Raw genomic sequence first — 14,131 nt, forward strand, 5'->3', positions numbered from 1 at the left:
GATGGAAATCAGTAATAAAAATCAATTCGTCAAATATTTTTTGTTGATGGCCGCCATTTTGGTGGTTTTAAACATCGTTTCGAGGACATTGTTTTTTCGGTGGGATGCGACGGATTCTAAGATGTATTCGTTGTCCGATGCGAGCCGGGAAGTGATCGGTAAACTGGAGGATCAGCTTGTAGCTAAGGTTTATTTTTCCAGCAATATGCCCAATACATACGCCAATTCACGACGGTATCTTCAAGATTTACTTGAAGAGTACCAGGCGTATTCCGGCGGCCGGTTTCGATTTGAATTTTTCGATCCTGCCGAAGACGCCAAAACTCAGGAGCAGGCCCGCAATTATAATATTCCGCCGGTGCAATTGCAGGCAATTGAAAATGATAAAATGGAGATAAAGAATGTTTATATGGGATTGGTTTTTTTGTATCGCGACAAAAAAGAAACCGTTCCCGTGATCCAAACGACTCAAGGGTTGGAATATAACCTGACGGCGACGATTAAGAAGATCACAGCGACCAATTTGAAAACAGTCGGGATTATTTCGGAAGAAAATGAGGAAGTAACCACTCAAAATTTGTCGAAGTTTCTCGAACAATTGTACACGATTCGGCGAGTGGAATTGTCATCAGCTATTCCGTCTGAAATTCAGGCAATTATTATGAACGGCGTTTCGGATTCGCTGAAACCCGATGAATTATATCATCTGGATCAATTTGTGATGCGAGGAGGACAACTATTCATCGCGCAAGGTTCAGTGAAAGATTTCCTTCAACAGGGTTTCGCTACCGAGATACGTTCGAATATTTTTTCATGGCTTGAACATTACGGAGTCAAAGTAGGGAAGGAATTGCTAACAGACGCAAAGTGCAGTAAGATTCAAATCCAAACGCAGCAAGGGCCTTTTGTTTTCAGAAATGCTATCGATTACCCGGTTTTTCCTTTGATTCAAAAATTTAATACCGATCATCCGATTACAAAAGGTCTGTCGCAAGCGCGTGTATTTTTTGTGAGCGAATTATCCCAAACCGAAGGCGTTAAAACTGCGTTTACTCCGCTGATGTTTACATCCGACAAGACGGGCGTTTTACCCGGGCCTTTTTTTCAGATTCAACCCAATCAAAATCCGATGATGCAGGCGTTTGCGTTTCCGTCCAAATGCATAGCCGGTATGATCGAAGGAACGATGAGCAGTTTCTTTTCAGGCGATTCAGCGTATTCCAGAAAAACTGATTTTATTCAATCGACTAATTCCGGTAGGATTTTGCTTATCACCGATAATCAATTTTTTAACGACCGTCGCGGCGGTGGCGTTGAGGAAAATACGGAGTGGATTCTGAACGCAGTAGATTATCTTACCGGTGATCAGGAATTGATTGCTATTCGAGCGCGCGATGTGACGTTGCAGCCGCTTCAAGACGTCGGTGATACGGCCCGTAAATCGCTGAAATGGATCAACATTGTTTTACCGGCAGTGGTGATTGTATTGCTGGGTTTTTACCGATGGAAACGCAATCGTGATCGCCGCAAATTATTGGAGGAGTTGTATGCTTAAAAATATGAAATCCAATCCGTGGTTTCCGTATTTGGCTGTATTCGGAATTTTGATTCTTTTGCTCGTATACACCCAATTTCGCGAGCAAAAATATCAGGCTATCATTAAACCGATTTTTAAATTCAAACCTGAAGAAGTCACCGGTTTTAGTATCTCAAAAGATAATGTTTCGGTGTCGATTGTTAAAAAAGATACAGCTTGGTTTTTTGCTGAGCCTGACACGGGTCAGCCGGCCAAATATAAAATCGATCAATTTCTTAAGGAGGTTTTAAGAGGTGAACGCGAAGGAGCAGTGACCGATGATACATCGCGGTATGCGAAATTAGGCGTTCAAGAAACTTTTGCTACAAGGGTTATAATTCGCAATGAACATGAGGATCTTGCTACGATTTTTGTAGGCCGTTCACAATCGGATTATAATCAAGAATACATCCGGTATTCGGATGACCCGAACGTTTATCCGTCGCGGCAAAAAATGGTTAACAAACTGGGAGCGGTTGCAAGCTGGTGGCGGTAGAATTTTATTCTTTCAGATGGGGGGCATTCCAATAAAATTGTGTCACGCCTTTTTCGGTTCCGAACCAAACGTAATCGCCATCGATGAGTATGCTTTTAACGATATCGGATGCCAGCCCGTCCTGTGAACTATAATAAATCCATTTCCGTTTATTTTTGACAAATCGCAGAACGCCTGAATTAGTCGCAATCCAGAGATTACGATCATCGCAAGATGCGTCATTGATCCCCGCTTCGATAAAATCAGGATTCAAAGGAATGGATTCCCACTGTTTGGATTTTTTACTATAACGAACAACATTTTTCTGCGAAGCGAAATAAATAGATGAGTCGTCTTCAGCTATGCCACGCACATATTGGCGTAAATAGGTCGTCGCACCGGTGCTGAATCCGTAAGAGTCATAATGATACCAACGTTTTTCATTTTGATCGATAGCATAGATACCATTATCGGTACCAAGCCACAAGATGTTGTCGCTGATCACGATTTTAAAGACCGCAAGGTTGCGTAGTTCCGGAATATCGACCCGCTGGATTACATACTCTTTATCAACAACGGAAGCAAAATTCAAACCGTCTTCCGATCCGATAAACAAACGCTTATCTTGTTTGGCCAAAGCATAAACGTGAGGATGAAACAACCCGCTGTACGCTCCAAAGGTACTCCAGTAATCCATGGATTTGGATTTACGAATCAATCCCTCTTCCGTTCCGATCCACACGCTATGCGAATCAATCAACATGGCCGTTACTTTATCGGCTTTCAAACCGCGTTGAAATCCTGATTCATAATATGTGAATTGGTCCGTTTCCTGATTCCATTGTGTAATGGCGGAATATTCGCTGAAAAGGGAATTTTGAATCAATGGGTGAGCATATCCGCCAAGCCACATGGAAGCATCATCGAAAGCCATTGCCGTAACATCTTCCATTGCAAGTCCATATTTCAACGGTTCGGCCAAATTCGATACTCCGTTGGCAAACCAGGCGCCGGCTCCGTAGCTGCCGATCCAGATATTGCCGAAAGGATCAAAGGCGTAACAGGATAGCGGAAATTTCCGAAACTCTCTGTCAACAAAATTCAGTTCTGCGCTATAAAATTGATATCCGCTTTCCGTGTTGGTATAAACATTGGGCAAACGGTTGATGAGTTGCGATGCGTTGCCAAACCATTGGATACCACTTTGCGGAGGTGTTCCGCGGGAAACGGTCATAATAGCTGCATTGGAAGTATAAAAGGTCTTCGATGTTTGTAACCAAACATTGGTTTGATCAAAGCCGATAGACAAAATCGTTTCATTCGGATCAATTCCAATCTGGGCGTACGTGGTCGTTGAAAATTGCTGGGAGTAGGGGTTGTAAAATTGTATTCCGTTTTTAGTGGCAATCCAGACGTAATCCGTTCTTTGATCGTAACCGACTCGATAGACAACATTATCCAGCATGCCATTGCTGGTCGTCAGCGGATATTCCCATTGTTTCTGGACATAATCGTACCGCAAAAGCCCGCTTTCAGTGCCGATATACGCTTTGTTATGACTGACGGCTATCGATGTCACAAAACGGCTTCCCGAAAACGTAATCCAGTCGCCCGGGCGATAGTTTTGCTGATAGAATACACGTCCGAGATCTTGCTTGACTTGTCCGTCGGCATGATACCCGGTTATTGTTATCAGAAAAATTGTAAAAAAATATTTTTTCAATTCAAACTCTCAACGCGTTTCTGAGCATCATCCAAAGCTTGCTTGGCGGTTTTATTACGATATACGGCCTGTTCAATTTCTTCTTCTAAAATCCGTTCAATGGCCGTCCATTTCGGATGAAGAGGAGATGGTTTTGAAATTAACATTTGCTGATACAAGGTTTTTTCAAAGGGTGCGTTTTGGAAGTAAGCGTCGTCAATGCCGTTCTTAGCTGCAGGCGTAGTTACTTTGGATAAAGTTGAGAGCGGTAAAACATTTTCTTTTTTCATCAAAAAACGAATAAATCGTATTGCAGCGTCGGTATTTTCTGATTTGGCATTAACGGCTAAGAACTCTCCACCCAAAAATGAATAACCGGGAATCTCAGATTGTACGGAAGTTTTGGGCATTGGTATTACTTTGTAGTTCAATTCAGGGTTCTGATCCTGAATTTTTTTGATCAGCCATCCTCCGGAAATGACGCAGCCGACCTTACCTTGCGTAAAATAATCGTCGAGATTTTTTTGACTTTCGAGTAATCCTAATTCACATAATTTTAGATAAAATTCAAGAGCCTGAATGTTGCGATCATCATTGATCAACGGCATTTTTCCGTCTTGTGAAAATAAATCGCCGCCATTGCTCCAGAAGAATGGAAGAATTTTTTTATATAATTGATGCGGTTCGCGTTTGGTATTGCCGAATCCATAAATTCCGGATTCGGGCTTATGAACTTTTTGAACGGCTGCCAGCCATTCGTTCCAATCCGCAATTGGCTGTTGAATAAGATCATTATTGACGAATATGGCCCGCGAGCCTAGCATCCATGGAAAAGCATATACCTGCCCGTCAACTGTCGCCATACCCCATCCTAAAAACTGATCGCGAATGGAATCGGCCTGAGGAGTAATGTTTCTAATAACTCCACCGGAGACAAATTCATAAATCCAGTCTGAACCTAATTCCACCACATCGGGTGCACGACCGGCAGCAAAAGCTGCTGCGATTTTATCATGCCCGGTTTGCCATGTAAGCTCAGTCATTTGAATTTTGATTCCGGGATTTTCTTTTTCGAATTTCTGTATAATGTCCTGGACGACAGGTTTTTGGTAAGGTTCGGCCCAAAATTGCCACCAACTCAGGGTTATTGTACCTGCTGGGGATTGCGGCTTCGAGCACGCAATTCCAAAAAAAATAAAAATCAGTACAATGGCTCGTTTCATGAATGATCAGAATTTTTCAATTGCCTGCGCAACTCTGAAACACATGCCTTCATCAAAATCTTGGGCAATGATTTGTATACCGATAGGGAGATTATTAGAATCTTTTCCGCACGGCACGCTGAGTGAAGGATTACCGGCAATATTGATATTCACCGTGTAGACATCGGAGAGATACATAGATAAAGGGTCATCGGTTTTTTCGCCGAGTTTGAAAGCCGCAGTAGGTGATGTGGGCGCTATGATGCAATCCACTTTGGAAAACGCGGCGACAAAATCATTTTTGATCAGTGTACGGACTTTTTGTGCTTTTTTATAATAAGCATCATAATAACCCGCGCTTAAAACGTAAGTGCCGAGCATGATTCGACGTTTGACTTCGGGGCCAAAACCCTCACTACGACTTTTAACAAAAACATCGTTGATCGTTTTGGAATCAGTCGACCGGTGCGTGTACCGAACCCCGTCATAGCGGGCAAGGTTCGACGATGCTTCAGCCGTAACCAAAATGTAATACGTTGCAATCCCGTATTCCGTATGGGGAAGAGAAATTTCAACCGGCTCGGCTCCGGCGCCGACAAGACGTCGTATAGTTTGCTGTACGGCATCTTCAACGTCTTTTTGAATGCCTTGACCGAAATATTCTTTTGGAATTCCGATTTTTAATCCTTTGACGCCTTTTTCCATCTCGGTATAATAGTCAGCGACGGGAATATTTGCTGTAGTTGTATCATGCGCATCTAACCCGGAAATGATCGAAGCCATCAGAGCCGTATCAGCCACATTATTGCCAAGCGGCCCGATCTGATCAAAAGATGATGCAAATGCGCTAAGGCCGTAACGAGACACACGGCCATAAGTCGGCTTTAATCCGACAACGCCGCAAAAAGAAGCGGGGAGGCGAACCGAGCCGCCGGTTTCCGAACCCAAAGCTGTTGTAGCCAGCCCTGCAGCAACCGCCACGGCACTGCCGCCACTCGAACCACCCGGTACACGGGTCGGATCGATGGGATTCAATGCAGGTCCATAAGCCGAATTTTCGTTCGACGATCCCATGGCAAATTCGTCCAGATTGGTTTTACCGATGACGATAGCATCTTCGCTTTCTAATCGTTCGACCACAGTGGCATTGTACGGTGAAATATAGTGTTCGAGGATTTTCGATCCACTGGTGCTGCGCTCGTCTTTCACGACAATAACATCTTTGACAGCGACCACCATTCCGGCAAGGCGTCCGGCTTTTCCTGATTTAAACTTCGTGTCAATGACCTCGGCCTGTTTCACTAATTTTTCGCGGTCAAATACAGTAATGAACGCATTAAGATTTTTTTTAGATTCGATGACGGTTAAATAATTTTCGATGATCGAGCGGCAAGTAGAACGGCCGTGCTGTAGAGCATTCCGGATTTCCGAATACGTTAGGTTCATGCTATGGAGTGAGGTTTAAATTATAAAAAAAATCCCGATAAAATCGGGATGTGGATGCAAAAATTTTGCGATAGGTACAATGGGTTTTATTTTTTCTCGGAAGTATCGTTCATTCCCTTTTTGATTTCTTCTTCCGTTGAGTTCATTGCGCGCTTGAATTCCCGGATACCTTTACCGAGTCCTTGAGCGAATTCAGGAATTTTTTTGGCTCCAAAAAGGACTAATACCGCAATACAAATAACGATAATTTCAGGCATGCCTAAATTCATGGATAACACCTCCATTAGGAGTAATAAATCTTTATTAACTAACGCTGGAAATTAGCTCATTGAAAGTAAAAATGCAAGAAAATAAAAAAGACTTTCATGCAGGTATTGCCGAAAGTCTTATTGCTGGAATGCAGGGATTCGAACCCCGATTAATGGATCCAGAGTCCACTGTCCTACCGTTGGACGACATTCCAATCTTGGACGTGCTAACTTACGTACCGTACTTTAAAAAATCAACACGAAATTTATCAAGGCAACAATAAAAAAAGCCAGCCCGTTGTGAATTGGGCTGGCTTTGGTAAAACGATAACTACTGAATTAGAAAGTCAATTGATCGACGTTGACATCAATTGGATTTCCTGCGAGATCATGGAATGTATTATTCGTAATCGTTAAAACATCACCACCGTCTATTGAACCATTGGTTACTGTCAGACGAACTACATAAAGGTTAGTAAAAACGCCGGTAATTGTTGTGCGACCGAAATAAACCGCACTTGAAATGGTTGTAGCAGTTCCTCCACCCGTGTTGTCAATACCGTAGTTTGCAATATTCTCAGCGTCTGTCTCGCTGACAGGCTCGTTAAACGCGATATAGACATAATCGCCGGCTCCAGCTAATTCATCACCGGGTAATCCCGAAACTGCAGCGTTGATAGCATAATTTCCATCGAGCGTCGGTCTTGTGTCGTCAACTACAGTCACGGCATCACTAACGGGTCCAACCACCAAATTAGTGCTGATTGCTTGAACTATGAATTGAACGCTTTGAGCAAAACGAGGATTGTTACCACCGCTGTTTAAATCCGTGGTGCCTATTGTCAATGTCGTATCGGTTGAACGAACATTGGTAGCAATGCGATCAAAAGGTCCATCGCCAATTTTCTTATAGATGTCAAAGTATTTAACCTTAACCGTGGTTTCATTAACCGTCCATTCTAATTTGACTGAGCCGCCATTCCATTGAACAAGCGGAGTAGTCGGATCTTTCGTCAATACAGGTTTAGCTGGTTCAGTACTCAATCCTTTGGTAGTAAACGCGAGCGACTCCGTATTTAAAAAGTCACCAACAATTGCCGTTCCTGCGTTGGCTAAGGCATTCCCTTTGGCATCAGTTAACTTCGCAGCCATACCGGCAGCGTATGCAACCGAATAACGTGATGCGCCAACCATACCCGTCGGTGAAATGGTTAATTGATCATAGGTCGGTGCATTCCATGATGCTGTAAATTGAATAACCGCATCGGATTTTTTCAAGCCGGTAAATGAAAAAGTAATGTCATCGATTATCGTGTTATGGCCTTTGGGAAGGCTTGCATCGGTATAAGCCGTTTGTTTGATGGGTTCAGAGAATGTGTAAACGATCGTTGATTTAGCGGCGAGGTCAACGTCTTCGTTGTTTTGAATATTAATTGAAGTCACAAACGGTGCTACGTTGTCATTGGACGATAGTAATAAGCGTTGTGCGGTAACTTGTGAGCTTAACATAGCATCTTGACCGCAAGTCAATCCGACTGCAACGGAACCACTCATGGTCTTGGCTTGATTCATCGCTTCTACAGTGAATGAAGAGCCGTTTTCAACATGTGTAAATGCATATTGTCCGTTATTGTCCGTTGTAGTTTGTTTAACAACCGTAGTGTTTCCAACTGAATTAGTCTGTTTTAAGTAAACAATTGCATTCGCGACAGCATCGTATGATAAAGCATCAACAATTTCACCGCTAATAGTCGTGTTTAAACGACCAGCTTGAAGATCGGTCATGCTGGATACGATACCATCAACCGGTGTGTCGGCACCTGAACCCGACTCGTTGGGATTTCCATCCGATCCGCTGCCGTAATTATCTCCGTCATGCAAATCTGTAAAAATCACGTCTACTTGATCCAGTTTGTAATCGGGATATTTTAGGCTGTCGGCTTTATTCTTATTGTACCCAGTGAAATCCATTAATACTTCGTACGAATCCCAAAAAGTGTTGTAGCCATTCGTATAGGTTCCATCCGTAGTAATCGGCACATCACGGAAAACAAATTCGCCGTTTGAATTGGTTGTCACAGCTGATTTTCCAGCAATCGATACTTTAACACCTGCGATCGGTGCTCCCGTACACCGATCAAAAATTTTACCTAACACAGTTCCGGTAAATTGTTTTGTTTCGGGGTTTACGCTGGCGATATCTTTTTTGATATCATCGCAACCGATGTAGGTGAGGGAACCAATAGCGATTGCTGCGATAGCAAACAAAGATACTTTGTGTAGATAGCTTCGTTTCATACATGCCTCTTCAATTAAGTTAATGTAAATACGTTAATTAAGTAACGAAAACAAAATAGTAACAACTTTAAGAAAAAATTCACTAATTAAGGTAAAATTCTAGTCCTTAATATGTCTTTTCAAACGATGTTTCTAAGCAAGTTGAAATATATTTGGTAGGGTGATGGCCTATTATAAAGAAATTGATCTATGTAGTCAAGAGATAAGTATGTTTGTTATCTTTTTTTAATGAAAAAATAATTCTCTCATCAAGATTTCGTAATGAATATCTGAGATTCCATTTGATTCTGGACTCGAGAATCGTTATTTTCTTGCAGAGAAAATCGTTTAATTACATTTTATTATAGTCAATATACTTGGAGGTCAATAATGACTGAGCGAACCGGTATTACGTCGATCAAAGGCAATCCCTTAACGCTATTAGGCGAAGAAGTCAAAGTTGGGCAAAAAGCTCCCAATTTTAAAGTCAGAACAGGGCTCGCGCCAAATACTGAGATTACTTTGGATTCAAGTAAAGGCAAAATCAGAGTATTTAATGTGGTTCCGTCTTTAGATACAGGTGTGTGTGAAGCGCAAACCATCCGGTTTAATGAAGAAGCGGCCAAATTGGGCGACGGTGTTGAAATCATGACGGTGAGTATGGATTTGCCACCGGCTCAAGGACGTTTTTGCGGGCATCAGCTTAAAGGCGCTGCAAAAATAAAAATGGCGTCGGATTACGCTGAAAAATCTTTTGCAATGAATTATGGCATTTTATTGAAAGAATGGCAAGTTTGTGGGCGAGGCGTTTTTGTCGTCGATAAAGACGATACCGTAAAGTACGCGCAATATTGTCCAAAGATCGAAGAACAACCCGACTTTGATAAAGCGCTGCAAGCGATTAAAACTCTACTGTAATCTCGGAAACTAAAAAAGCCTCTCTTTTGAGAGGCTTTTTGCTATCGTCAGCTTAAGTCTTAACTCAAACGGTCCAGAAAATTTTTAATTGTCATGGGTTTCAGTTCATCGTTCGTAACCATTAATGTTTGGGCTAGAGTGTTTCGAAAAGCGTTTGGTTTCTTACGTTTTAAAGACGTGGCAATAAAATTTTCAATACTGCCATTCGAACGCATTTCGGGTTTTGCGACGGCCAAATCGTTTCCGATCGGCGCTAAAAATTCCGTAATCGTCAAATATTGTTTATCAAAAAATACCGATGTTGCGGTAGTTTGAACCGAATGCCGGGAGAGGGAAAAAAATTCATCGAGTAATTTAGCTGCAACGGTTGTCTCTTCAAACGCTTTGCTTTCGCTCATGCGGATTCTCCTATTTCCTTCTTCAATTTCTGAAAAGCTTCCAAAGGAGTCATGCCATGGCTAATGGTTTCCTTTAATTGTCCGATCGTTTCTTCATTGTCGAGCAGGAAAGAACAAAATTCATATCCTTCAATCATACATGTAATTTCCAAACAGGCCAATTGCATGTTGGAAATACGGCTGAAAATTCCTGCAAGAAAACCCGCGTAAAGATCACACACCGTCGTCGCCGTTTTCTCATTCGATTTTAACGATTCAACGACAAAGCTGTCATAAAGATCAACAAAAAGAAAGTCATCCCGGCGTTTAAGTTCAAAATTTCCCCAACCCATGGCCGCCAGGTGATTGGTGAAAAGCCGGTGGAATTGAGGCATGCTAAGTTCCTTAATTGTCTTAACATCCGTGTAAACTGATAAAGCTAATTTTTCGATACTTTGATAGGCCTGATCGCCCCAATGAAAACCCGTTTTGTATAAAACTGCGGCGGATTGACCTTTGTAACTGTGATGAATGAATTGGTGCAGTGCCGAAAGAAACACCGTATCCAGCGCCATAACGCGATGCTGTTCGTCCATAATAATTTCGGCCGTAACGGGTGAGTGCTTGATATAATTTTCCGGCAGCACGACGGCGGCAAATTTTTCAAGACGTTCATCTTTAATCTCTGACATTGAATTACCTCATTTTCTTAAAAACTTTTTTTCAATTTCTTCGGCTAATTCGTCGTAGGCCTGCAGTCCGATCGAAGTCGGTTCGATTTCTTTGATCAATTCTTTCACGCTCATCGACCCTGAGTACAAACGATGAAGTTGCGGGTCGCGGGGAATGAGCGACTGAAATACCAGATCATCATTGAAATAGGTATGAACTTGTTCGGTCACCGTTTTAGATACAGGATTCAATGTGTCGAACATCGTAATCAGAATACCCGCTATTTCAATGGCATGATTGGATGTTTTTTTAATTTCAATCAATTGACGCAGCAACTGTGGCAAAGTTCGCAGGCTCAGGGGTTCGCTCTGAAGCGGAATAACGACATAATCGGATGCGATCAGAGCGCCGTTAGTGATCAATCCGACACCCGGGGGACAATCGATCAAGATCAAATCAAAATATTGCATGGTGTTTTGAATAATTTCTCTCAGCAGGCCCGATGCGCGAGTGGCTTCTTCAAAAGCCTGTACGTCGATGACGGAGTTGGCAATACCGCAATCGACGACAAATAATTGATCAAATTCCGTCGTGCGTGCAATTTCATTGATTTCAGCCTCTCCGCAGAGTGCATGGTAAAGACCGCGATGATGATCATTGGCATCGTAATGTTGACGGCCCCGGTCGAGACTGAAGACCACGCCGCCTTGCGGATCGGCATCGATGATGAGCGTGCGGTATTGCCGCGAGGAAAATGCAATACCCAAGTTAAGCGCGGTTGTGGTTTTGCCGACGCCTCCTTTTTGGCTGGCTATGCTGATAATGTGTCCCATTGGTACCGATTACGTAAGAGGCTATCGAATTACTGAAGGTGTTGATTGTTGTATTGATTCAGAATATCCGCTTCCGATTTGCCGGATTTCTGCAATGTACGGATCTCATTGATCACGGCAGGAATACTCAAAGCAAAATGGATCTGATCCTGACGATTGGCTGTCGTGAGCGGAATGCAGTCTAATTCTTTTGCCGCTACGGAACTGAAGAGTCCTGAAAAAAATCCGGCAAACAGGGGAATGTATATGGCGCTTTTTTCAATGTACAAAATCGCCGGGTTATTCATGCTGATAACGTAAAACTTATGGCCTTCTGTAATGCGAAATTGCCCAAGGCCCGAATAACTAAAATAGCTGTTCAGATGTTCAACAAATTCATCTTTAAGATAATCCTGAGGCTTGTGAATATTGTCAGAGGGGTTTTCTTGAATTCGGTTGTTGAGTTGTAAATAAAATTCTTTTCCCCAAGCGTTGCCAATAGAAGCTAATTGTCCTTCGACCGCATCTTTTTTGGATGATTCAGACAGCGCCATGTACATTGCGGATAAAAAATATTGGTCGGCGAGTCCGCTTCGGATAAGCGTTTGTGTAAACGGATCTACCATGTGAATATCTCCGCTGACAAAATTTGCTTTTACGCGGTCTTGGGGTGGAACTTCGGTCTTAGTAGGCATAGAAAATTCTGATTAAAAGTAAGATAAAACCGTGGTAAAACTAAGACATTTTGATAAATAAATCAATGCTTAATTATCACTAAAAATTCAATTATGTGCGTAATAAAACGATAGCATTTCCTTAAAATATTAAGCTTATCCTTTGTGTCAAAAAAATTCCATCGTTTTCATGGAAAAATGACCGGTTAAGCGTCTCTTGTATGAGGGCTAGAGACGATCTCGTCTTGCCGCACACACAAACTTTCCAAAAAAGTTTCAAATGCTACGAGGGGTGAATTATGCTTTCTAAAAAAAGGGAACGCTCTGACTACTGGCTCAATTTAATCGATCAGATTATTCAAAAGCGTTTCCATGAGCCGGATTTTAATGTAAATGCGCTGGCCGCGGAATTGGGAATAAGCCCGCAAAGGGTTTATGAAATCGTAAGAATATTCAGAAAGACCACTCCGCAGGAACTGATCGAAAGCTTCCGTATGGAACATGGCAAAAATGAGTTGCTAAAAAACCGATTACGCCGGTTTGAAATAGCTTCGGAGTGCGGCTATGTTCATTACAGTACTTTTTTGAGGACATTTAAAAGAAAATATGGTATGAGTCCGACGGAATATGGAAAAATGAATGCTTCGTATTCTCAAAAAAATCAGGAGCCTATGCTTGCTGATATTGTGAAAATGCCCATCGAAGAAGCATAGCAATTTAGCCTTGCGAAAATGTGCGTTGAAATCCGTTGTTTCGATTTCCTAACTTTATTCGCGGTCATGTGAAAGATTGCACGAACCTGCTGCGATCTTCACAAAAAACTTCCATCAACTGAGGGGTTGATATTTCAGTGAGAAAAATTTTAATAAATAATCCACTTTATCTTCGAGGAGAATCCATGAAGCGATTCATTTATTTGCTGCTTTGGGCCTTATTATTAACCGGATGTTCCGGAACGAAAAGCCTGATGAATTCAAAAGACGGAAGTTATGATTATTACGCGCTAAAAGATGCCTTGGGAATTTATATGAATAAGCCGGTGACGGTGCATGTAGGAGATGTGGAGATCCAATGTGTGATGGCCGGCCTGGAATCGGATCGGGTGATCATTCGTCAAGGCGATCGCATGCAGGAAATACCGGTCAGGGCGATCAGCAGGATTGAATTGGATGATATCGGGCGTTCGCTTTTGAGAGCGGGCGGTGTATCGGCGCTGGGTGGCGTCGCAGGATGGTTAGCCGGTAAGGTAGTCAGTTCAAAAGTATTGGCGAGTGAATGGCAAAAATTCAAAGATAATGACAAACAATTTGCAGCGGCGGCGGCAGGGGCTGCGGTTGGATTTCTAGCCGGTGCGTGGTATGGAAGCCGGAAGGCTTCGGCGTCCATGGTGATCAATCCAAACGTGGAACCATTGATTCTCGACCGCTCAGTGGGACGCTCAATCAGTGAACTCCAGCGTCAGAAGTACGGACTTTTTGAAGACTTGCCGATGAAGGGAACCGAGTCGGTAGTGCGCGTGCAGATCATGCAATACGGCCCGACGGATTATTTGATTTTATACAACAGCGTGGAACAACCTGAATTGCCTAAATATGCATACGACGGACGGGCGCTCACGCTTGAAATTCCCGCATCCGAAGTGAAGCTAAGCTGGATGCCGGTCAAACGTGAATACTTAGTGAAACAGCAAAACAAAATTCATAATCAGTTAGACAATCAGGACAATCAGCTCAAGTACCGTTTATTTCAACA

Annotated in this window: 14 protein-coding genes and 1 tRNA gene; 5 read left to right on the plus strand and 10 right to left on the minus strand. The window is 42.7% G+C overall.

What is annotated here, in order from left to right:
• The first annotated feature begins 1 nt into the window (after nucleotide 1).
• Together K1X84_06710 and K1X84_06715 are read left to right on the plus strand one after the other, a co-directional pair.
• Nucleotides 2–1,555 carry a GldG family protein gene (locus K1X84_06710; GenBank protein ID MBX7151315.1) on the plus strand — a complete coding sequence of 518 codons (1,554 nt, stop codon included), beginning with the start codon at nucleotides 2–4 and terminating at the stop codon, nucleotides 1,553–1,555.
• A complete protein-coding gene (locus tag K1X84_06715) occupies nucleotides 1,548–2,072 on the plus strand; it encodes a DUF4340 domain-containing protein (protein ID MBX7151316.1) in 525 nt (174 codons plus the stop codon). The genes K1X84_06710 and K1X84_06715 overlap by 8 nt, the downstream gene beginning before the upstream one ends.
• A 4-nt stretch (nucleotides 2,073–2,076) precedes the next feature.
• On the opposite strand, the gene K1X84_06720 is transcribed toward K1X84_06715, so the two are convergent.
• The 6 genes from K1X84_06720 to K1X84_06745 form a co-directional block, all read right to left on the minus strand.
• Complete coding sequence (locus K1X84_06720) at nucleotides 2,077–3,774, minus strand: hypothetical protein (protein ID MBX7151317.1); 1,698 nt, start codon at nucleotides 3,772–3,774, stop codon at nucleotides 2,077–2,079.
• Nucleotides 3,771–4,976 (minus strand): extracellular solute-binding protein, encoded by a 1,206-nt coding sequence (locus K1X84_06725; protein ID MBX7151318.1) that lies wholly within the window; start codon nucleotides 4,974–4,976, stop codon nucleotides 3,771–3,773. The genes K1X84_06720 and K1X84_06725 overlap by 4 nt, the downstream gene beginning before the upstream one ends.
• 6 nt (nucleotides 4,977–4,982) lie before the next feature.
• Nucleotides 4,983–6,401, minus strand: a complete 1,419-nt coding sequence (gene gatA / locus K1X84_06730; protein ID MBX7151319.1) for an Asp-tRNA(Asn)/Glu-tRNA(Gln) amidotransferase subunit GatA — start codon at nucleotides 6,399–6,401, stop codon at nucleotides 4,983–4,985.
• 86 nt (nucleotides 6,402–6,487) lie between these two features.
• Entirely contained in the window at nucleotides 6,488–6,685 is a 198-nt protein-coding gene (locus tag K1X84_06735; protein MBX7151320.1) for a twin-arginine translocase TatA/TatE family subunit, read from the minus strand.
• Nucleotides 6,686–6,793: 108 nt separating this feature from the next.
• Nucleotides 6,794–6,864, minus strand: a tRNA-Gln gene (locus tag K1X84_06740).
• A gap of 124 nt (nucleotides 6,865–6,988) precedes the next feature.
• Nucleotides 6,989–8,947 carry a hypothetical protein gene (locus K1X84_06745; GenBank protein MBX7151321.1) on the minus strand — a complete coding sequence of 653 codons (1,959 nt, stop codon included), beginning with the start codon at nucleotides 8,945–8,947 and terminating at the stop codon, nucleotides 6,989–6,991.
• 369 nt (nucleotides 8,948–9,316) lie between these two features.
• On the opposite strand from K1X84_06745, the gene tpx reads away from it, so the two are divergent.
• Complete coding sequence (gene tpx, locus K1X84_06750; protein MBX7151322.1) at nucleotides 9,317–9,844, plus strand: thiol peroxidase; 528 nt, start codon at nucleotides 9,317–9,319, stop codon at nucleotides 9,842–9,844.
• 59 nt (nucleotides 9,845–9,903) lie between these two features.
• Here tpx and K1X84_06755 read toward each other — a convergent pair whose 3' ends face one another.
• The 4 genes from K1X84_06755 to K1X84_06770 are packed head-to-tail and all read right to left on the minus strand — an operon-like array spanning nucleotide 9,904 to nucleotide 12,400.
• Nucleotides 9,904–10,242 carry a hypothetical protein gene (locus K1X84_06755; protein MBX7151323.1) on the minus strand — a complete coding sequence of 113 codons (339 nt, stop codon included), beginning with the start codon at nucleotides 10,240–10,242 and terminating at the stop codon, nucleotides 9,904–9,906.
• The gene (locus tag K1X84_06760) at nucleotides 10,239–10,913 is read right to left on the minus strand and encodes a hypothetical protein (GenBank protein ID MBX7151324.1); all 675 of its coding nucleotides are present in this window, start codon (nucleotides 10,911–10,913) and stop codon (nucleotides 10,239–10,241) included. Before K1X84_06760 ends, K1X84_06755 begins: the two co-directional genes overlap by 4 nt.
• Before the next feature lie 9 nt (nucleotides 10,914–10,922).
• A complete protein-coding gene (locus K1X84_06765) occupies nucleotides 10,923–11,726 on the minus strand; it encodes a ParA family protein (protein ID MBX7151325.1) in 804 nt (267 codons plus the stop codon).
• A gap of 29 nt (nucleotides 11,727–11,755) precedes the next feature.
• Nucleotides 11,756–12,400, minus strand: coding sequence for a hypothetical protein (locus K1X84_06770; protein MBX7151326.1), 645 nt, complete (start codon nucleotides 12,398–12,400; stop codon nucleotides 11,756–11,758).
• A 278-nt stretch (nucleotides 12,401–12,678) separates the two neighbouring features.
• On the opposite strand from K1X84_06770, the gene K1X84_06775 reads away from it, so the two are divergent.
• Both K1X84_06775 and K1X84_06780 read left to right on the plus strand, forming a co-directional pair.
• Nucleotides 12,679–13,092, plus strand: coding sequence for a helix-turn-helix transcriptional regulator (locus K1X84_06775; GenBank protein MBX7151327.1), 414 nt, complete (start codon nucleotides 12,679–12,681; stop codon nucleotides 13,090–13,092).
• Between the two features lie 185 nt (nucleotides 13,093–13,277).
• Nucleotides 13,278–14,131: hypothetical protein (locus K1X84_06780; GenBank protein ID MBX7151328.1), on the plus strand; the 854-nt coding region annotated here is incomplete at its 3' end.

Source organism: bacterium, assembly GCA_019695335.1.
Taxonomy (GTDB): Bacteria; CLD3; CLD3; order SB21; family SB21; genus JABWBZ01.